The sequence below is a fragment of the Nocardia crassostreae genome, from assembly GCF_001613405.1.
GTDB classification, from domain to species: Bacteria; Actinomycetota; Actinomycetes; order Mycobacteriales; family Mycobacteriaceae; genus Nocardia; species Nocardia crassostreae.
This window is the reverse complement of sequence record NZ_BDCH01000025.1, coordinates 48129-70466: the sequence shown is the minus strand read 5'-3', so window position 1 is coordinate 70466 and position 22338 is coordinate 48129. Positions and strand designations below refer to the sequence as shown.

Below are 22338 nucleotides of genomic sequence, written 5' to 3'. Positions count from 1 at the left end.
CACTCGACCAGTGTTCCGCGCTCCGGTCACCGAGCTCGAATGCCGGATTGCCGCCGCCTTCGCCGAAGTGCGCGGTGTCGAGTCGGCCGACGTCGCAGCAATCGGTCTGGACTCCGATTTCTTCGCGCTGGGCGGGAATTCGCTCATGGCGACCCGGCTGGCGGCGCGACTCGGCTCCGATATCGGGGTGCGCATTCCGGTGGCGGCGGTGTTCGAAGCGCCGACCGTGGGGGCGCTGGCCGAGTGGGTCGCGAGTGCGGAGCCGGAAGACGCACGGCTGGTTCCGGTTCGCCGGAGCGGGGCAGGACCGGCTCCGCTGTCGCTGGCGCAGCAGGGGATGTGGGTGCTGAATCGGTTGCAGCCGAATTCGGCGGCCTACCATGTGCCCGCGGCGATTCGGCTCACCGGCGCGCTCGATGACATTGCGCTGGCCGCCGCACTGCGGGATGTGCTGGGGCGGCACGAGATTCTGCGGACCCGGTATCCCGAGGTGGATGGCGAGCCGGTACAGCAGGTGCTCGCGGTGGACGAGACGCGGTTCGATCTCACACCGGTTCCGGTGGCGCACGAGGATATCGATGCGCGGCTGGCGGAGATCGTGGCCGCGGGATTCGACGTCGCCGCGGATCCGCCGGTGCGGGCGCGGCTGCTGCGGGTCGCTCCGGCCGAGCATGTGCTGGTGGTCGTGCTGCATCACATTGCCGCCGACGGGTATTCGATAGCGCCGATGACACGGGATCTGATGACCGCGTACGCGAGCCGGGTGGGTGGCCTGCCGCCCGAGTGGACGCCGTTGGAGATCCAGTACGGCGACTACTCGGCCTGGCAGCGGGAACTGCTCGGGGCCGATGCCGATCCGGAGAGTCTGCTGTCGAAACAGCTGCGGTTCTGGATCGACGAATTGTCCTCCGCGCCGGAACAGCTGGCGCTGCCGACTGATCGGGCGCGGCCCGCTCGCCGCGAGATGCGGGGCGAGACCATTGATTTCGAGGTCGGCGTGGAACTCACCGCGACTCTCGTGAGCCTCGCCCGCGAGCACGGGACCACGCTGTTCGGCGTGGTGCACGCCGCTTTCGCGGTGCTGCTGGCCAAACTCTCCGGACAGCAGGATATTTCGATCGGCGTCCCGGTCGCCTGTCGAGGTGAGCGCGTGCTGGACGACCTGATCGGCATGTTCGTCAATACCGTGGTGCTGCGCACCGAGGTGGACGGCCGGGCGTCCTTCGAGCAGCTGCTGCGGCAGGTGCGGGATCGGGATCTGGCCGCCTTCGCGCGGGCCGACGTCCCGTTCGAGCGGGTGGTCGAGGCCGTCCTGCAGCACACCGGACGCACCCGCTCCAGCGCGTTCACGCCGCTGTTCCAGGTGATGCTCACCTTCCAGAACCTGCCCGCGGGCGCGGTGGAGCTCCCCGGCCTGGCGGTCGAGGTGCTGGAACCGAGCCTGGGCGAGGCCAAGTTCGATCTCCAGCTCACCGGTATGGAGTGCTGCGACGAGTCCGGGCGGGTCATCGGCCTGCGCATGCGATTCGCCTATGCCGCGGATATTTTCGGCGCGAGCACCATCGGCTTGCTGGCGGAGCGGCTACTGCGCGTGCTGCGCGCCATTGCCGCCGATCCGGCGGCAGCCGTGCGCTCGATCGACATCCGCACCGATGCGGAGCGGAACCGGCGCGGCGGCAGCGCATCTCGCGCAATGGCCGCGATATCGCCCACGGATTCGCCCCCGCTACCGGAGTTGATCGCCGCCGCGGCGGCCCTCGCCCCCGATGCCGTCGCCGTCGCACACGGCGCCCACGCCGTCACCTACCGCGATCTCGCCGACAAACTCGCCGCCGTCGCCCGCGCCATGGGCCCCGCGGCGAAACCGGAAGCGCTGGTGAATGTCGCACTCGCCGGGCTGTCGCCCGGCATGCTGGCCGCCCTCGGCGCGGCCGGTCTGGCCGAGGCGCTGCACACCTTGTCCGCGGACGCGCACGCCCTGGTCATCCGCTCGGAAAGCACGTCGGAAGGAAACCACTGATGTATCACGCAGAGTCGGTCGCCCTCACCCGCTTCGGCAACCGAGCGGCCTTGCGCCGCGCCTACGGCATTGCGGACCTGCCGAATCTCATCGATATCGTGGCCGGGCTGGAACCGGAGCGGATCGCCGTGCGCGACGGCGACGCCGCCCTCAGCTATGCGGTGCTGGCCACCGAGCTCGGGGCGCTGGCCGAGGCCATGGGCGGCGCGCTGGAACCGGACGCGCTGGTGCAGGTGGTGCTGTCCGGTCAGCTGCCCGGCCTCATGGCGGGCGCGGCGGGCGCGCTCGCCACCGTGCTGGAAGACCTGCTCGCGGACGCCCTCGACGCGGCCGCCGGGGTGCTGACACCGGATCTCGCGCCCATCGAAACGCTGGTCACGCTGTTCGAGAAGCAGGTGCGGCGCACCCCGGACGCCATCGCCCTGCAATTCGGTGAAATCACGCTCACCTACGCCGAATTCGACGCCCGGGCCAATGCGCTGGCCCGGCGGCTACGGCAACTCGGCGTCGGCCCGGATGCGCTGGTCGACCTGGCGATGCGCCGCTCGATCGAACTGCTCGTCGGCATGTACGCGATTCTGAAGGCGGGCAGCGGCTATGTGCCGGTCGACCCCGATCATCCGGCCGAGCGCATCTCCTATGTGCTGGCCACCGCCGCACCGGCCGTGGTGCTCACCACCACGGCGGACCAGCCGGAGTTCGACGCCGCGGTCCCGGTGCTGCGCATCGACGAATTCGAGGCGGGCGAGCCGGATGCCGCGGCATCGGCGGCCCTCTCGCCGAGCGAGGATCCGGAGCTCGCCCAGCCCGACGGCGACAATATCGCCTACGTCATCTTCACCTCGGGCTCCACCGGCCGCCCCAAGGGCGTGGCCGTATCGCACCGCTCCATTGTCGCGAATCTGCGCTGGCGGCAACGGCTCTACCGGCTGCACGCCGATGACGCGGTGCTGCAGAAGACCCCGTTCACCTTCGACGTCTCGGTGTGGGAGTTCTTCTGGCCCTTGCAGGTCGGCGCGCGCCTGGTGATCGCGGAGCCCGACGGCCACCGCGATCCGCCCTATCTGCTGCGCACCATCGCCGACGCGGGCGTCACGGTCGCGCATTTCGTGCCGTCCATGCTGTCTGTCTTCGTGGCCGAGGCCGCGGCGACGGAGGCGCGCGGCGCGACCGGCGTATCCGACTCCCTGCGTTTGGTTTTCGCCTCCGGTGAGGCGCTGCCCGCCGCGACGGCCGCCGGGTTCCGCGATGTGTCCGGCGCGACCCTGCACAATCTGTACGGCCCGACCGAGGCCGCCGTGGACGTGACCGCGCACGAGGTCACGGCCGCCGATCGCGAGACGGTGCCCATCGGCGCGGCTGCCGACGACACCGATCTGCTGGTGCTGGACGAACATCTGCGGCCGGTGCCGCCGGGCGTGGTCGGCGAACTGTATCTGGCGGGCGTGCAGCTGGCCCGGGGCTATGTGGCCCGGCCCGCGCTCACCGCCGAGCGCTTCATCGCCAATCCCGAGGGCGCACCCGGCGATCGCATGTATCGCACCGGCGATCTGGTGCGCTGGCAGCCCGCCGTCGACGGCGGCCCGGCGGAACTGGAATACCTGGGCCGCAGCGACTTCCAGGTGAAGCTGCGCGGTCTGCGCATCGAACTGGGCGAGGTGGAGGCCGCCCTGCTGCGGCACGCCGCCGTGGCGCAGGCGGCGGTGCTGCTGCACACCCGGGCGAACGGGGACGGAGCGCTGGTCGGATACGTGGTGGCGGCCGCCGATCAGGAACTCGATACCGCCGCCGTGCTGACCGCGGTGCGGGCGCACGTGCCCGGCTACATGGCGCCGTCGCTGCTCGTGGTGCTCGCCGAAATGCCGTTGAACCCCAATGGCAAATTGGATCGCCGCGCGCTCCCGGAACCCGAGTTCGGCGATGCTACGGTCGAATACCGCGAGCCCGAGACCCTGGCCGAGCACGCCGTGGCGGCGGTCTTCGCGGAGTTGCTCGCGGTGGACCGCGTCGGCGCGGACGACGACTTCTTCGCCCTCGGCGGCAATTCGCTCATCGCGACCCGGGCCATAGCGCGGGTGGCGCGGTCGCTGGGCATCGATCTGGATATGCGCGACTTCTTCGATCGGCCCAGCGTGGCCGCACTGGCGGCACTCGCCGACGCGGCCGCCGTAGCCGCACCGCGCCCGGCGCTGGAAGCCGGGCCGCGCCCCGAGCACGTACCGCTGTCTCCCGCACAGCAGCGCATGTGGTTCCTCAACGAATACTCCCGGATCGACTCCGATACGGCCGCAGCCGGTTTCGATCCGGCGGCGGTGGACAATATGCCGTTCGCGCTGCGCCTGCGCGGTGCGATCGACCGTCCCGCGCTGGCGGCGGCCGTCACCGATCTGCTCGACCGGCACGAATCGCTGCGCACCCGCTACCCGCTCACCCCGGCCGGACCCGCACAGATTGTGCTACCCGCGCCCGCCGTCGACCTCACGCCCGTCGATGTGCCCGAGCACGGCCTGGTCGCCGCTGTCATCGAGGCGGCCGCAGCCGGATTCGATGTCACAGCCGAGGCGCCGTTGCGCGTGCGGCTGCTGCGCCTCGCCGCCGAGGATCACGTGCTGGTGCTGGTGGCACACCATATCGCCGCCGACGGCGCATCTATGGCCCCGCTGCTGCGCGACCTCGTCACCGCCTATGCCGCGCGGTGTGCGGGCGCCCGGCCCGAATGGGCTCCGCTCGCGGTGCAGTACGCCGACTACGCGCTGTGGCAGCGGCAATGGCTGGGTGACGACGCCGATCCGGACTCGACGGCGGCCCGCCAGATCCGGTTCTGGACAACAGAACTCGACGACCTCCCGGCGCAGCTGGACCTGCTCGCCGATCGCCCGCGCCCGGCGGTGTCCACCTATCGCGGCGCGACCCTCGACACCGCGCTCGGCCCGGAGCTGACCGCCGCCGTGCACCGCATGGCCGCGCGGCACCGCGCGACCCCGTTCATGGTGCTGCACGCCGCCCTGGCCGCCCTGCTGGCCCGGCTCTCCGGCACCACGGATATCGCCATCGGCGCCCCCGTCGCCGGTCGCGGCGACCGTGCGCTGGACGACCTGGTCGGCATGTTCGTCAATACCCTGGTGCTGCGCGCCGATGTGCCCTTCGAGCGCCTGGTCGAAGTTCTGGACCCACCCCGGGCGCAGCACCGGCATCCGCTGTTCCAGGTGGCCCTGTTCATGCAGAACCTCGGTGAGATGGCGATCGTGCTGCCGGGGCTGGCGGCCGAGCCGGTCGAGTTCGATCCCGGCTTCGCCAAATTCGACCTGCAGCTGACCGTCACCGGCGCCGACGACTACCGCATCGAATTCACCTACGCCACCGACCTCTTCGACGCCCACACGGTGCGCGAGTTCGCCGCCAAGTTCACCCGGCTACTGACCGCCGCCACCGCCGACGCCACCCGTCCGGTGGGCGATATCGAACTGCTCGACGCGGGCGAGCTCGACTACGTGCTTTCCAGCTGGAATGCCACCGGCCACAAGGTCGCCGACCGCTACCTGCACGAGGGCTTCGACGCGCAGGCCAGCCGCACACCGGACGTGACCGCGCTGGTCTTCGGCGACACCGCGCTCAGCTATGCCGAGCTGTCCGCTCGCGCCAACCGCCTGGCCCGCCTGCTCATCGCGGACGGCGTCGGCCCCGAGGCCCTGGTCGTACTGGCCATGGCCCGCTCCGTCGATCTGGTCGTCGCCATGTACGCGGTGCTCCGCGCGGGCGGCGCGTATGTGCCCGTGGACCCGGGCCATCCGGCCGACCGGGTCGGGCACATTCTGGCCACGGCCCGCCCGCACGCGGTATTCACCACGCACGGCGATGGATTCGCCCTGCCCGAGACGGCCACCGTGCCCGTGCACTACCTCGACGAGCTGGAGCCGGACGGCCTCTCGGCCGCCAAGATCACCGATCGGGAGCACCGCGCCCCGCTGCTCCCGGATCACCCGGCATACGTGCTGTTCACCTCCGGCTCGACCGGAAAACCCAAGGGCGTGAGCGTCACTCACCGTGCCATCGCCAATCAGCTGGCCTGGATGCAGTCCGAGTACCGGGTGCGCGCCGACGACGTGTACCTGCAGAAGACCGCCACCACCTTCGATGTCTCGCTGTGGGGTTACTTCCTGCCGCTGCGCGCGGGCGCGACCCTCGTGGTCGCGACCCCGGACGGTCATCGTGATCCCCGCTACATCGCGGAAACCATTGCCCGCCAACGTGTCACGCTCACCGATTTCGTGCCCGCCATGCTCGCGGTCTTTGCCGCGCATGCCGAGCGCGCCGAACTACGCACGCTGCGCGATGTTTTCGCCATCGGCGAGGCACTGCCGCCGGAAACCGTCGCCGCCTTCCGCGCGGTCAGCGACGCCGGACTGCACAACCTGTACGGCCCCACCGAGGCGGCCGTCTCCATTACCGCCCGCGAGGCCACGGGCGAGGAGGCCACGACGGTTCCGATCGGTGAACCGGAATGGAATTCCGAGGTCTACGTCCTCGATGCGCGCCTGCGCCCGGCGCCCATCGGCGTGCCCGGCGAGCTGTACCTGGCTGGTGTGCAATTGGCGCGCGGCTATCACGGCCGCGTCGATCTGACCTCGGATCGCTTCGTGGCCAACCCGTTCGGCCGGGCCGGGCAGCGCATGTACCGCACCGGCGATCTGGTCGCCTGGAATCAGGACGGTGAACTGGTCTACCTGGGCCGCTCGGACTTCCAGATCAAATTCCGCGGTCAGCGCATCGAACTCGCGGAGATCGAGAGCGCGCTGCTGCTGGATCCGGCGGTGAGCCAGGCGGCGGCCCGGCTGGTCACCGGGGAGACCGGAGATTATCTGGCCGCCTACGCGATTCCGGCCTCCGGTGCCCGACTCGACCTCGATCGGCTGAAAGACGGGCTGGCCCGGGTATTGCCGTCGTACATGGTGCCGACGGCCATCGTCGAACTCGCGGAGTTCCCGCTCAATACCAGCGGCAAGCTCGACCGCAGAGCGCTACCGCTTCCGGTATTGCGGGCCAAGCGTTTCCGCGCCCCCGTCGATGCCACACAGCGCCTGGTGGCGGGCGTGTTCGCCGAGGTCCTGCGCACCGATCGAGTGGGCCTGGACGACGATTTCTTCGCGCTCGGCGGCAGCTCCCTCGACGCCACCAAGGTGACCGCCCGGATCGGTGCGGAACTCGGCGCCCGAATCCCGGTACGCACCTTGTTCGACACCGCCACGGTCGAAGGCTTCGCCGCCGCCGTCGCGGCGCGATCCGATGCCGCGCCGTGCCCGCCCCTGCGCCCGCGGCCCCGGCCCGCGCGCATTCCGCTCTCGCCCGCACAGCAGCGGCTGTGGTTCCTCAATCGCATGGAGAGCGAGGACGGTGGGCGCACCGTCTACAACCTCCCGCTCGTACTGCGCCTGTCCGGCCGCCTGGACGTGCTCGCGCTCGAGCGCGCGGTGCTCGACGTGCTGGCCCGCCACGAAGCGCTGCGCACCTGCTACCCGGATACCGAATTCGGGCCCTACCAGCGCATTATGGATGCCGCCGAGATCGGCCTCACCCTGCATCAGGTCCCGGTGACGGAGGCCGAGATCCCGGCCGCCATTGCCGCCGTGAGCGCGGCGGGCTTCGATGTGACCCGCGAACTGCCCTCCCGCATCGCGTTGCTGGCGATCGAGCCCGGCGAAGAAGTCGGTGCATCCGAATTCGTGCTGGTGGTCGTGGTGCACCACATTGCCGCCGACGCGTTGTCCATGACACCGCTGGTGGCCGACCTCATGCGGTCCTACGACGCGCGGCTGCGCTACGCCGATCCGGGGTGGGAGCCGCTCGCGGTGCAGTACGCCGACTACAGCCTGTGGCAGCACGCGCCGCTCGGTTCGGCGGAGCGGTCCGGGGATATGGCGTATCAGCAGCTGGAGTTCTGGCGGGCCGCGCTCGCCGGACTGGCTCCGCAGCTGCCGCTGCCCACCGACCGCCCGCGCCCGGCGGTTGCGGCCAATATCGGTGCGGCCGTGGACTTCTCCATCGATCCGGAGGTCACGGCCCGGCTGCGTGCGCTGGCCCGCGCGCACAATGCGACGCTGTTCATGCTCGTCCACGCCGCCTTCGCGACCACATTGGCCCGGCTCTGCGGTACCGGCGATGTGGCGATCGGAACGCCGATCGGCGGTCGCGGGGAGCGTGAACTGGATGCGCTCATCGGCATGTTCGTCAATACGCTGGTGCTGCGCACCGAGGTCGACGGTGAGCTGTCGTTCGCCGAACTGCTGACGCGCGTGCGCGATACCGATCTGGCGGCCTTCGCCCATGCCGAACTGCCCTTCGAGCGCCTGGTCGACGCGCTGGCGGTGGACCGCACCACCGGTGCGCATCCGCTGTTCCAGGTCATGCTCAGCCTCACCGAGAACACCCGGGCGCCCGCCCTCACGCTCCCGGAACTCACCGTCACTCCCCTCGAGATCGACGATCCGGCGGTCAAATTCGACCTGCACCTGGTAATGACCGAATCGGGGGAGCGCAATGGGCTGTCCGGCAGCCTGCGCTACGCGACGGAGCTGTTCGACGCCGCCACGGCGGCATCGTTCGCGACCCGCTTCGCACGGGTGCTGGAAGCCGTGGCCGCCGATGGCACCGTCCGGGTCGGCGATATCGAACTGCTGGACGCCACCGAGCGGAACCGAATCCTGACGGGCTGGAACGACACCGCCCGGCCGATTGCCGAGGAACCGGTCGTCGAGCTGTTCCGAGCACAGGCCGAGCGAACTCCGCAGGCTCCCGCCCTCGTCGTTCCGGCGGGGTACGCCCGCCGAGCCGAGCTGACCTATGCCGAGTTCGCGGAGCGCGTGCACCGTCTGGCGCGCCGTCTCGTCGAGGCGGGCGTGGGACCGGAAACGCTTGTCGCGCTGGGTATGCGGCGCTCACCGGAGCTGGTCGTCGCCGCCTACGCCGTCCTCGAAGCCGGTGGCGCCTATGTGCCGCTGGACTTGGATCAGCCGGAGGAGCGGCTGGCCCACCTGCTCGAGACCGCGGCTCCGGTCTGCGTGCTCACCACCGCGAGCGACCGGTGCGCCACCGATATCCCCACCGTGGTTGTGGATGAACTGGACCTTGCCGAGTACGACGCCGTTCCGCTCACCGATGCCGACCGGATCGCGCCGCTGCGGCCCTCCAATACCGCGTACGTGATCTTCACATCCGGATCGACCGGCCGCCCGAAGGGCGTGGCCGTGCCGCATGCGGCGGTGGTGAACCAGATCCGCTGGATCACCGGCGAATACGGCATGACCGCCGCCGACATCGTGCTCTTCAAGACGCCGCAGACCTTCGACGTCTCGGTGTGGGAGTTGTTCGGCCCCTTGGCCGTCGGCGCTCGGATGGTCGTCGCCGATGCGGACGGGCATCGTGACCCGCGATACCTGGCTGAGGTGATCGCGGCCGAGCGGGTCACCATGACCTCGTTCGTGCCTTCCATGCTGACCGTGTTCGCGGGCACGGCCGATCCGGGCAGGCTGAGCACGCTGCGGGCGCTGCTCATTGCCGGAGAGGCCCTCACCGCCGACGTGGTGCATGCCATCCGCCGCGTGAGCGCCGCCGGACTGCACAACCTCTACGGGCCCACCGAATTCACGGTCCACGCGACGCACGCCCCTGTCGCGGACGACGTGAGCGGTGCGGTGCCGATCGGGCTGCCGGTGTGGAATGCACGGGCGTACGTGCTGGATTCGCGGTTGCACCCGGTCGCGCCGGGTATCGCGGGAGAGCTCTATCTCGCGGGCGATCAGCTGGCGCGCGGATACGCCGGACGGATGGATCTGACCGCGGATCGGTTCGTGGCCAACCCGTTCGGAGCCGGTGAACGCATGTACCGCACCGGCGACCTGGTGCGCCGTGCCGCCGACGGCTCGATCGCGTACCTGGGCCGCACCGACTTCCAGGTGAAGCTGCGCGGTCTGCGCATCGAGCTAGGCGAGATCGAATCCGCGCTCACCGCACTGGATTCCATTGCCCGCGCGGTCGTCATGGTGCGCGACGACCACGGCGTGGGAGGCTTGCTCGTCGCCTATCTGATCGCTGCGGCGTCTGTTCAGGTATCAGTCGATGATGTCGAAGCGGAAGTGGCCCGGCGGTTGCCCGGCTACATGGTCCCGTCCGCCTGGGTGGTGCTAGACGAATTCCCGGTCAATGCCTCCGGCAAGCTGGATCGGCGGGCGCTGCCCGCGCCCGCACCGGCGCGGCGGGAGTTCCAGGCCCCGGCCGGGGCCACGGAAATCCTTGTCGCCGAGACCTTCACCGCTCTGCTCGGCCTCGCCCGCGTCGGCGCCGACGACGACTTCTTCGCTCTCGGCGGCAATTCGCTGATCGCCACCCAGCTCGTCGCCCGCCTGGCCAAGGCCACCGGCGTCGAGATCGGGCTGCGCGCACTCTTCGAGACCCCCACCGTGCGCGGCCTGGCCGCCCGGCTGCTCGCGGGTGCCGTCGCCGCGGCCGCCGAGATCCCGCCGCTCACCGCCCAGGATCGCGGGGAGATCATTCCGCTGTCCATCGCGCAGCAGCGCATGTGGTTCCTCAATCGCTTCGATGCTCGCGGCGGCGCGTACAACATCCCGTTCGCGCTGCGGCTGACCGGGGCTCTTGATCTCGATGCGCTACGGGCGGCCATCGCCGATGTCATCGACCGGCACGAAACCCTGCGCACGCTCTATCCCGAGCATGACGGCGAAGCGCGCCAGCTGATCCTGCCCGTCCGTACCAAGCTGGTCGATATCGTCCCGGAAACCATTGCCGCCGAGCAGATCCCGGAAGTCCTGGCGGCGGTCGCGCGCACTTCGTTCGATGTCACCGCCGAAGTCCCGCTGCGGGCCCGGCTGCTGCGCGTCGAGTCGCCCGCCGCGCCGCCCGCGCACATCCTGCTGGTCGTGGTGCACCACATTGCCGCCGACGGCTGGTCCTTCGCGCCGCTGACCCGCGATCTCGCGACCGCCTATGTGGCCCGCTGTGCGGGCAGCACCCCGTTCCGGACGGCCCTGCCGGTGCAGTACGCCGACTACGCGCTCTGGCAGCGGAAGGTGCTGGGCCGCATCGACGACGACCGCTCGGTGCTGGCCCGCCAGCTCGGCCACTGGACCGATCGGCTCGCCGGGCTGCCGGAGGTGATCACCCTGCCCGCCGATCGCCCCCGTCCCGCGGTGGCGAGCAATCGCGGCGGTGCGGTCACCGCCGTGCTGGATGCCGAATCGCACCGGGCCGTACTGGATCTCGCGAGCGAGCGGCGGGTCACCCCGTTCATCGTGCTGCACACCGCGCTGGCCGTGCTGCTGCACCGGCTCGGGGCGGGCGCCGATATCGCCATCGGCGCGCCCGTCGCCGGACGCGGCGACGAAGCCCTGGACGATCTCGTCGGCATGTTCGTGAACACTCTCGTGCTGCGCACCGAGGTGCCCGCCGAGGCCACGCTGGCGGAGCTGCTCGCGCAGGTGCTCGAGGTGGATCTGACCGCGTTCGAACAGGCCGCGGTGCCGTTCGAGCAGATCGTCGAGGCGGTGAATCCGGTCCGCTCCCAGGCGCACGCACCGCTGTATCAGGTCTCGCTGACCCTGCAGAACCAGCGCGAGCCGGATATCCGGCTGCACCGCCTGGAGATCGCGGCCCTCGATACGGGGACGGCCCCGATCCAGTTCGATCTGGACTGGACGCTCAACGACCGGTACACCCGCGCCGGGGATCCGGAGGGTATCGACGTCCATCTGCGCTATGCCGCCGACCTTTTCGACTCCGAGACGGCGGCGTGGTTCGTGACCGCCTTCGAGCGGGTGGTGCGCGCCCTGACCACCGACACCCGCACCCGTGTCGGCGAGGTGGAGTTGATGTCGGTCGCCGAGCGCGGGGTGCTGCTCTCGGATCGCAATGCCACCGTTCATCCCGTACCCCGCGTGACGCTGTGCGATCTCCTCGATCGGCGGGCCACGTCGGCGGCGGCCGTGGCGCTGACCTACGAGGGCGAAGCCGTCACCTACGGCCGATTCGACGATCGCGTGAACCGGCTGGCGCGGCTGCTCATCGCGGCGGGCGTCGGGCCGGAATCTATTGTCGGCCTGGCCGTACCGCGCTCGATCGACCTGGTCACGGGCATCATGGCGATCGTGCGCGCCGGTGGTGCGTACCTGCCGATCGATCCGGAGCACCCGGTCGACCGCATTGCCCACATCCTGGACACCGCCCGGCCCGCCGCGATTCTGACGCTCTCCGATGTCGCGCTGCCCACGCCGGAGGGCGTGCGCGTACTCGAATTGGATAGGCTCGAGCTGGACGGCTTCGACGCCGCGCCGATCGACGATGCGGAACGGCGTGCGCCCCTCACGCCCGCCTATACCGCATACGTCATCTTCACCTCGGGGTCCACCGGCCGCCCCAAGGGCGTGGCCGTGTCGCACACCGCCATTGTCAACCGCCTGGTGTGGATGCAGGCCGAATACGGTCTCACCGCCGGTGACGTGGTCTTGCAGAAGACTCCGGCGACCTTCGATGTCTCGGTGTGGGAGTTCTTCTGGCCCTTGCAGATCGGTGCCCGGCTGGTCGTCGCCAAGCCGGACGGCCATCGCGATCCGGCCTACCTGGCCCGGCTCATCGCCGACGAGCAGGTCACCACAGCGCATTTCGTGCCGTCCATGCTGTCGGTGTTCGTCGCCGAGGAGAGCATTGCGCGCTGTACGAGCCTGCGCATGGTCTTCGCCTCCGGGGAGGCGCTGCCCGCCGGTATCGCGCAGCGGTTGCGGGACTCGACCGGTGCGCGCCTGCACAATCTGTACGGGCCGACCGAGGCCGCGGTGGACGTGACCTTCCATGAGGTCACCGATGCCGATACCGCCACCGTGCCGATCGGCGCTCCGGTGTTCAACACTCGGGTGTATGTCCTGGATTCGCGCTTGCGCCCGGTGCCCTCGGGCGCGGCGGGCGAGCTCTACCTGGCCGGTGAGCAGCTGGCTCGCGGCTATACGGCTCGGCCGGACCTGACCTCCGACCGCTTCGTCGCCGACCCCTTCGGCGTGCCAGGCACCCGGATGTACCGCACCGGCGACTTGGTGAAGTGGAACCGCGCGGGTGAGCTGGAGTACCTGGGCCGCAATGACTTCCAGGTGAAGTTGCGCGGCTTGCGGATCGAGCTCGGGGAGATCGAAGCAGCCCTGCTCGGGCTCGAGACGGTCGCTCAGGCCGCCGTGCTGCTGCAAGGCGGCGAGGACGGCGGAGCGCTGGTGGCGTATGTCGTTCCGTCGCGTGGGGCTGACGCTGATCCTGCGCTGCGCGCGGAGATTACAGCCGCCCTGGCGCGAGAGCTACCCGCGTACATGGTGCCCTCGGCGCTACAGCTGCTCGACGAGTTGCCCCTCAATGCCTCCGGCAAACTGGACCGCAAGGCTCTGCCCGCAGTCGAACTGCTCGGATCCGCAGGCGGCTACCGAGCCCCGCGCGAAGGCGCGGAGGCCGTGCTGGCCGCGCTCATGGCCGCCCTGATGGGCGGCGGCGCCGACATTCGCATCGGCGCGGACGACGACTTCTTCGCCCGGGGCGGAAACTCGCTGCTCGCCATGCGATTGGTCGCCCGCGCCAATGCGGCGCTCGGCTGCGACCTGACCGTGCGCGACGTATTCGAAGCGCCCACCGTGGCGGCGCTCGCCCTCCGCGCTACCCGCGCGGCGAGCGCCGCGCTCACCGCGCCGCTGGTGGCCCGGCAGCGTCCGGACCGCATTCCGCTCTCGCTCGCACAGACCCGAATGTGGCTGCTGCACCGTCTCGATCCCGATTCGGCGGTTTACCACATCCCGATCGTCATCCGTCTCGGCGGAGCGCTCGATCGCGAGGCTTTGCAGGCCGCCGTGGCCGACGTGCTGGAGCGCCACGAATCCCTGCGGACGGTCTTCCCGGAGGACGCCGACGGCCCCCACCAGGTGGTGTTGTCGGGCGACGGCTTCACGGCCCCCGCGCTGACCCCGGTAGCCGTTACCACCGCCGAGCTGACCGACGCCGTCCTGGCGTCGGTATCGCGCCCGTTCCGCCTGCGCGACCGAATCCCCGTGCACAGCACCCTGTTCCGCCTTGCCTCGGACGACCACGTGCTGTCCGTCGTCGTCCACCACATTGCCGCCGATGGTGTCTCCACCGGTCCGCTGGCCCGCGACCTGATGGCCGCCTACGCCGCCCGCACCACCGGCGCCGAACCCGCCCTACCGCCGCTGCGCGTCCAGTACGCCGACTTCACCCTCTGGCAGCACGATGTCCTGGGTTCGCCGGACGATCCGGAATCGGTACTGGCCCAGCAGATCGCGCACTGGTGCACCGAACTGGCCGGCCTCGCGCCGGTCTTGGAGCTGCCGGGCGACCGCCCCCGCCCGGCGGTGGCAACCGGCCGCGGAGCATCCATCGAATTCGACATCCCGGCCGAAACCACCGCCGCCATAGCGGCATTCGCCCGCGCACAGGGCGTATCCACCTTCATGGTGGTACACGCCGCCTTCGCCGCCCTGCTGTCCCGCCTGGCCGCCACCGACGACATCGCCATCGGCACCCCCGTCGCGGGCCGCGCCGAAGAGGCCCTCGACGACCTGGTCGGCATGTTCGTCAACACCCTGGTGCTGCGCACCGCCGTCCACCCCGCCACCCTCTTCACCGACCTCCTCACCCACGTCCGCGACACCGACGTCCGCGCCTTCGCCAATGCCGACCTCCCCTTCGAGCGCCTGGTAGAGGAGCTGAACCCGGTTCGCTCCCAGGCCCACTCACCGATCGTGCAAGTGCTGCTCGCCTTCGAGCACCGCGCCACCGACGTCCTGGAACTGCCCGGCCTCGAGGTCTCCGCCTACCCCCTGGGCAACCAGGTCGCCCAATTCGACCTGGCCCTGGCGATCACCGAGGTCGCGACCGCCGACGCCCCCGCCCTGCGCGCCATCCTGCGCTACGCGACAGACCTGTTCGACGCCCCGACCGTCGAAGCCTTTGCCCGCCGTTTCCTCAGGTTGTTGGCCACCGCGCTCACCACCCCGGAAGCTCGAGTCGGCGATATCGACCTCCTCGACGCACCCGAGCGCGAACTGGTCGTATCCGGCTGGAATGCCACGGCCTTCGACGTGGCAGCCGAACTGGCGGCGCTGACGCCTACGGCACTGCCGTCGAAGAATGCCGCGGCGTCGGCTGATGCTGCGAGGACGTTGGCCGCGCTGTTCGAGGCGCAGGTGGGCCGGACTCCCGATGCGGCGGCGATCACCTTCGAGCACGCCGATACCTCCCTACCGGCTACAAGTCTGTCGTATGCCGAGTTCGCGGCCCGTGCTCGGCGATTGGCTCGCCATCTGATCACGCAGGGTGTGGAACCCGGTGCGGTGGTGGCGCTGGGGATGCGGCGGTCGATCGACCTGGTGGTCGGGATGTACGCGGTCGTGCTGGCGGGCGGTGCGTATCTGCCGCTGGATCCGGATCATCCGGCCGAACGGACCGAATACGTCCTCGATATCGCCTGCCCGGTGACGGTGCTGACCTCCGGTGCGGACCTCGGGATCGATACCGCACAGGTGCGGATCGATCTGCTCGACCTGTCGGTGTACTCGGATGCGCCGATCACGGATGCGGATCGGCGTGTGCCGCTGCGGAAGTCGAACAACGCGTACGTCATCTTCACCTCCGGGTCGACCGGTCGGCCCAAGGGTGTGGCGGTGCCGCACTCGGCCATTGTCAACCGCCTGGTGTGGATGCAGTCCGCGTATGGGCTGACCGCGGCCGATGTGGTCTTGCAGAAGACGCCGTCCACCTTCGACGTGTCGGTGTGGGAGTTCTTCTGGCCGTTGCAGGTCGGCGCGCACCTCGTGGTCGCGAAGCCGGAAGGCCATCGCGATCCGGCGTACCTCGCGGAACTCATTGCGCGCGAGGGTGTCACGGTGACGCACTTCGTGCCTTCGATGCTGACAGCCTTCGTCTCCACTCTCGAATTGGGCAGGTCACGAGCTTCGGATGGAATCGTGCCCTTCGTGGCGGAGGACGCTGCGGCGCGGTGCACGAGCTTGCGGATGGTCTTCGCTTCCGGTGAAGCGTTGTCGCCCAAGCCCGCGCATCGTCTGCGGGAGCTGACCGGTGCGGAGTTGCACAACCTGTACGGTCCGACCGAGGCCGCGGTCGACGTCACCTATCACCAGGTGGTCGACGCCGATGTGGACTCGGTGCCGATCGGTCGCCCGGTGTACAACACTGCAGTCTATGTCCTGGATGCGCGTTTGCGGCCGGTGCCGGTGGGTGTCGCGGGTGAGTTGTATCTGGCGGGTGATCAGCTCGCCACCGGGTATGTGGCGCGCCCGGATCTGACTTCGGATCGGTTCGTGGCCAATCCGTTCAGGTCCGGTGAGCGCATGTACCGCACCGGCGATCTGGTGAAGTGGACTTCTGACGGTGATCTCGAGTACTTGGGTCGCACCGATTTCCAGGTGAAGCTGCGCGGTCTGCGCATCGAACTCGGTGAAATTGAAACAGCGCTCACCGCAGTCGATTCCGTTGCTCAGGCCGTTGTCGTGGTTCGCACCGATGACCGCCTGGGTGAACAGCTCGTCGGGTATGTGGTGCCCGCCGGTGAGATCGACCTCGACGGACTGCGTGCTCGTCTGGTCGCGGTGTTGCCGTCGTACATGGTGCCGTCGGCCTTCGTGGTGCTGGAGGCATTGCCCGTCAACGCTTCCGGCAAGTTGGATCGCCGGGCGCTGCCCGCACCGGTGTTCGCGACCATGGAGTACCGGGCTCCCGTCACCGCGGTCGAGCAGGCCATAGCGGAGGTCTTCGGCGACCTGCTCGGTGTGGAGCGCATCGGACTCGATGACGGTTTCTTCGCGCTCGGCGGCAATTCGCTGATCGCGACGCAGGCCGTCGCCCTGCTGGGCGCGATGCTCGACGCGGAGATTCCGGTGCGGCTGCTGTTCGAAGCCTCCACCGTGGCCGATCTGGCGGCCCGGGCGGACGGGCTGTCCGGTACCGGTGGCCGTCTGCCGCTCACCGCCCGGCCGCGCCCGGAGTTGGTGCCCTTGTCCGCGGCCCAGCGGCGCATGTGGTTCCTCAACCGGTTCGATCCGGCCGAGTTCGTGCACAACATTCCCGTCGCCCTCCGGCTCACCGGGGTGCTCGACGCTGCGGCGTTGACCGCCGCCGTGAGCGATGTGACCAAACGCCACGAGACCTTGCGCACGGTGTATCCGGACGTGAATGGCGTTGGTTATCAGCGGATCCTGGCACCGGCGGCTACTCCGATAGCCGAACTCGACGCCGACCGCGCCGCCTTGGCGGCCTTCACTACCCGGCCGTTCGACGTCACCGCCGAGGCGCCCTTGCGTATCGGCCTGGCTCGGATCGCCGCGGACGAACACATTCTCGTGCTGGTCGTGCACCACATTGCCGCCGACGGCTTCTCCATGGGCCCGCTGGCGCGCGATATTGCCGTCGCCTACGCGGCCCGCGCGGGCGGTGGTGTGCCCGAGTGGGACGAATTGCCGGTTCAGTACGCGGATTACGCGCTGTGGCAGGCCGAAGCGCTCGGTGCCGAGGACGACCCGGATTCGCTCGCGGCCCGGCAGCTCGCCTTCTGGCGGAACACGCTGCGGGGGCTGCCCGCTCAGCTGGATCTGCCCATGGATCGGCCGCGCCCGGCGGTCGCGTCCCATGCGGCGGCCGCCGTATCCATAGGTGTCGATACCGCGATCCGCGAGGGAATCGCCGCGCTCGCGGCGCAATACGAGGCAACCGAGTTCATGGTCGTGCACGCGGCCCTGGCGGTCCTGCTGGCGCGGTTGTCCGGCACCACCGACATCGTGATCGGCGCTCCCGTCGCCGGGCGCGGTCATGCCGCGCTGGACGATCTGGTCGGCATGTTCGTCAATACCCTCGTGCTGCGGGCCGAGGTATCGGGCGCGGAATCCTTCGCCGCCCTGCTGCGGCGCGTCGCCGACCGAGATCTCGACGCCTTCGCCCATGCCGAGGCGCCGTTCGAGCGACTGGTGGAGGCGCTCGATCCGCCGCGCTCGGAAGCGCGGCATCCGTTGTTCCAGATCGCGCTGTTCTATCAGAACCTCACGCCGGTGACCATGGAGCTCGGCCGGATGACCGTGGCCGAGCATCCGCTCGATCACGATACGAGCCGGTTCGACCTGCAATTGACGGTCACCGGCGACGCCATCCGATTCACCTATGCCACAGATATTTTCGACGCCACAACCATGGAGAGCTTCGCCGGTCGCCTGCTGCGGCTACTGTCCGAGGTGATCGCGGATCCGGAGCTTGTCGTCGGCGATATCGACCTGTTCGAGGCCGGTGAACGGCATCGGATCCTCACCGATCGGAACGATTCGAGCCATCCCGTACCCGCCGCCGAACTGCTGCTGGACGGCTTCGAAGCGCAGGCCGCCGCCACCCCGGAGCGGATCGCGCTGCGGTATGCCCCGGAGGACGGATCGGCCGGTGCCGAGCTGACCTACGGGGAGCTGGATCGCCGTGCCAACGGGCTGGCGCGACAGCTGATCGGCACGGGTGTCGGCCCGGAAACCCTGGTGGCCTTGGCCATTCGCCGATCACCGGAATTGGTGATCGCCATGTACGCCGTGCTGAAGGCGGGCGGTGCGTATGTGCCGATCGATCCGGATCATCCGGCCCAGCGCATCGCGCACATTCTCGACACCGCGCGGCCGGTGGCCTTGCTTTCCACCACCGCCGACCGGATCGACACCGGCTACAGCGGCCCCACCATCCTGGTCGACGCAGTAGCGGACGACGGCTGCGCCGACAGCCCGCTCCTGCCCGGCGAGCGCCGTGCACCGGTCCATCCGGATCAGCCCGCCTACGTCATCTTCACCTCGGGCTCCACCGGAAAGCCCAAGGGTGTCAGCGTCACCCACGCCGCCATCGCCAATCAGATGGCGTGGATGCGGGCCGAATATCGCCTCGCCGCCGACGATGTGTACCTACAGAAGACCGCCACCACCTTCGACGTCTCGCTATGGGGCTACTTCCTGCCCCTGCAAGTCGGCGCGACCCTGCTCATCGCGACCCCGGACGGTCATCGCGATCCGGGATACCTGGTGGACACGATTGACGAATACGGCGTCACGGTCACCGATTTCGTGCCTTCCATGCTGAGTGTCTTCGCCACACACGGAGATTCGGCGCGCCTGCGACCCGCACTGCGCACCCTGCGCCAGATATTCGTCATCGGCGAGGCGCTGCCCGCCGAGACCGTGCGCGCCTTCGGCGCGGTGTGTGACGCCCGCCTGCACAACCTGTACGGCCCGACCGAGGTCGCCGTCAGCATCACCTACCGCGATGTCACCGGCGAGATCGACCGCACCGTCATGCCCATCGGACGGCCGGAGTGGAACAGCCGTGTCTACGTGCTGGATTCGCGGCTGCGCCCGACGCTGCCCGGTGTCGCGGGCGAACTGTATCTCTCGGGCATCCAATTGGCCCGGGGCTACCACGGCCGCGCCGATCTCACCGCGGATCGTTTCGTCGCCGATCCTTTCGGGGCGGCGGGGGAGCGGATGCACCGCACCGGTGACCTCGTGCGCTGGGAGGGCGACGGCCCCGCCGCCGACCTGGTGTATCTGGGCCGCACCGACTTCCAGGTGAAGTTCCGCGGCCAGCGCATCGAGCTGGGCGAGATCGAAGCGGCGCTGGCCGCCGTGCCGGGAGTGGCGCAGGCGGCGGCGCAGGTCGTGACCACGGTGACCGGAGACCATCTGATCGGCTATGTGACCACCGCTGAATCCCTGAGGGATACCGCGGAATTCGGTGACGGGGTGCGGCATACGGCGGCGGCCTCCCTGCCGTCGTACATGATTCCCGCCGCGATTCTCGTGCTCGCCGAGTTCCCGCTCAATGCCTCCGGCAAGCTCGACCGCAAGGCGCTGCCGGACGCGAGTGCGGACGCACGCCTGTCCGGAGCATTCGGCCGGGCCGCTTACCGGGCACCGGTGACCGGGATGGAATGCCTGGTCGCCGCCGAATTCGAGGCCGTGCTCGGCGTCGACCGGATCGGCGTCGACGACGACTTCTTCGACCTGGGCGGCAACTCCTTGGTCGCCATGCGGGTCCTGGCTCGCATCGGCGATCGGCAGGGCCGCCGCATCCCCGTCCGGCTGCTCTTCGAGGCTCCGACGGTGGCGGGCCTGGCGGCCAGGCTGGCCGGTGCCGCCGGAACACCCGACGCGGATCTGATTCCGCTGGTCGCCGGACCGCGCCCGGAGGTCGTCCCGCTGTCGCCGACCCAGCGGGGAATGTGGCTCCTCAATCGCCTCGATCCCCGGTCGGGCGCGAACAATCTGCCCGCCGCCGTCCGCATTCTGGGCGATCTGGACGAGGCGGCCATGCGCGCCGCCTTCGCCGATGTGATCGCCCGCCACGAGGCGCTGCGCACCCTCTACCCCGTCGACGACACCGGCGCCGGGCGCCAGGTGGTGCTGCCTGTCGAGACCATGCCGACTGCGCTCGAACTGCGGACCGGATACGACACCGCCGATACGGAATGGATCGCGGAATTCGTCGGCCGCGGCTTCGATGTCACCGCGGCGGTCCCGCTGCGGGCCATGCTGGTGCGGGAATCCCGGCACAGCCATGTGCTCGCCGCGGTGCTGCACCATATCGCCGGTGACGGCCAGTCGATGAATACGCTGCTGCGCGACATCGTCTCGGCCTATCTCGCCCGCACGGCCGGATCCGCGCCGGTCTGGCCGGAACTGCCCGTGCAGTACGCCGATTACGCCCTGTGGCAGCGGGCCACCCTGGCGCGCATCGGCGCTCGGGAACTGGCCTACTGGACCGAGCGGCTGCGCGACCTGCCGGAGGATCCGGCGCTGCCCACCGATCGCCCGCGCCCGGCCGTCGCCTCCCAGCGGGGTGCGGTGGTGCGCGCCCGCGTCGACGGCGTGGTCGCCTCCGCTCTACAGCGAATCGCCAAGCGGCACAATGCCACCCCGTTCATGGTGTGGCATGCCGCGCTGTCGGTGTTGCTGGCCCGGCTGACCGGCGCCGACGATATCGCCATCGGCACGCCGGTGGCGGGCCGCGGCGGCACCGCGCTCGACGATGTGGTCGGCATGTTCGTCAATACCCTGGTGCTGCGCACCCGGCCGGAATCGGAGCTCGGCTTCACCGATCTGGTGGCCCGCACCCGCGATGCCGACCTCGCCGCCTTCGCCCATGCGACGGTGCCGTTCGAGCAGGTGGTCGACGCGCTCGGCGTACCGCGCTCGCAGGCCAGGAATCCGCTGTTCACGGTCGCCCTGAGCTATCTGAACCTGGGCGTGCGCACGCACGGCGTGCCGGGGCTGGTGCTCGAACCGGTCGAGTTCGACCATCGGGTGGCCAAATTCGACTTGCAGTTCACGGTGTCCGACGAGTTGGACGCCGATGGGCATCTCGCCGTCGAATTGAATTACGCCACCGATCTTTTCGACGCCGCCACCGCGGCCGGACTGCTGCGCCGGTTCGGCCGTCTGCTCGGCGCGGTCACCGCCGATCCCGGTGTGCGGGTCGGTGAGATCGATCTGCTGTCGCCCACGGAACGCGCCGATCTGCTGGATCGCCCGGAAGCGCACGCGGTTCCGCTGTGCACCCTGGGTGAACTGCTCACCACCACGGCCGCGGCGCATCCCCACGCGGTGGCGCTGCGCTACGCGGGCCGCGAGCTCACCTACCGTGAGCTGGACAGCGAATCCTCGCGCCTGGCGCGGATTCTCCTCGAACGCGGGGTGGGCGCGGAGGATTTCGTCGCCGTGGCCGTACCGCGCTCGGACCTGTCGGTGCTCGCGGTCTGGGCGGTCACCAAGACCGGTGCGGCCTTCGTCCCGGTGGATCCGACCTATCCGGCCGACCGCATTGCGCACATGCTCGCCGATTCGGGCGCGGCCATCGGCCTCACCATCGCCGACTGCCGTGCGGACCTGCCCGGATCCGCGGACTGGCTGGTCATCGATTCCCCCGAACTGCTCTACGGCCTGCGGCACAGCGATGCGACGCCGATCGCCGCGCACGAACTGCGCCGCCCGGCGCGCCCGGCCAATCCGGCGTGGATGATCTACACCTCCGGCTCCACCGGTGTGCCCAATGGCGTCCTGGCCACGCACGGCGGCGTGGCGGGAGTGGCTCCCGCACAACGGGACAGGTACCAGGTCACCGGCGCCTCCCGCGTCCTGCACGTGGCTTCCCCGAGTTTCGACGCCTGCATGCTGGAGCTGCTGCTGGCGGTCGCCGCCGGGGCCACCATGGTCGTCGCACCCGCCGGTGTGTTCGGC

At 69.8% G+C, this 22338-nt stretch carries 1 protein-coding gene and 3 pseudogenes (1 of these 4 cut by a window edge); all 4 read left to right on the top strand.

Annotated elements, in window-relative coordinates:
* Positions 1–2020, top strand: the 3' portion of a protein-coding gene (locus tag NC4_RS44115) for a non-ribosomal peptide synthetase (protein WP_067542877.1). Its footprint begins 7661 nt before the window's first position; 2020 of the gene's 9681 nt are visible here — the last part of the coding sequence; its start codon lies beyond the left edge, outside the window; the stop codon is at positions 2018–2020.
* Positions 2020–6981: pseudogene (locus NC4_RS45210) on the top strand (amino acid adenylation domain-containing protein); the annotation flags it as partial. The gene NC4_RS44115 and the pseudogene NC4_RS45210, both read left to right, overlap by 1 nt.
* A pseudogene (locus tag NC4_RS45205) lies at positions 6967–18321 on the top strand (amino acid adenylation domain-containing protein); the annotation flags it as partial. The pseudogenes NC4_RS45210 and NC4_RS45205, both read left to right, overlap by 15 nt.
* Positions 18313–22338: pseudogene (locus NC4_RS45200) on the top strand (amino acid adenylation domain-containing protein); the annotation flags it as partial. The pseudogenes NC4_RS45205 and NC4_RS45200, both read left to right, overlap by 9 nt.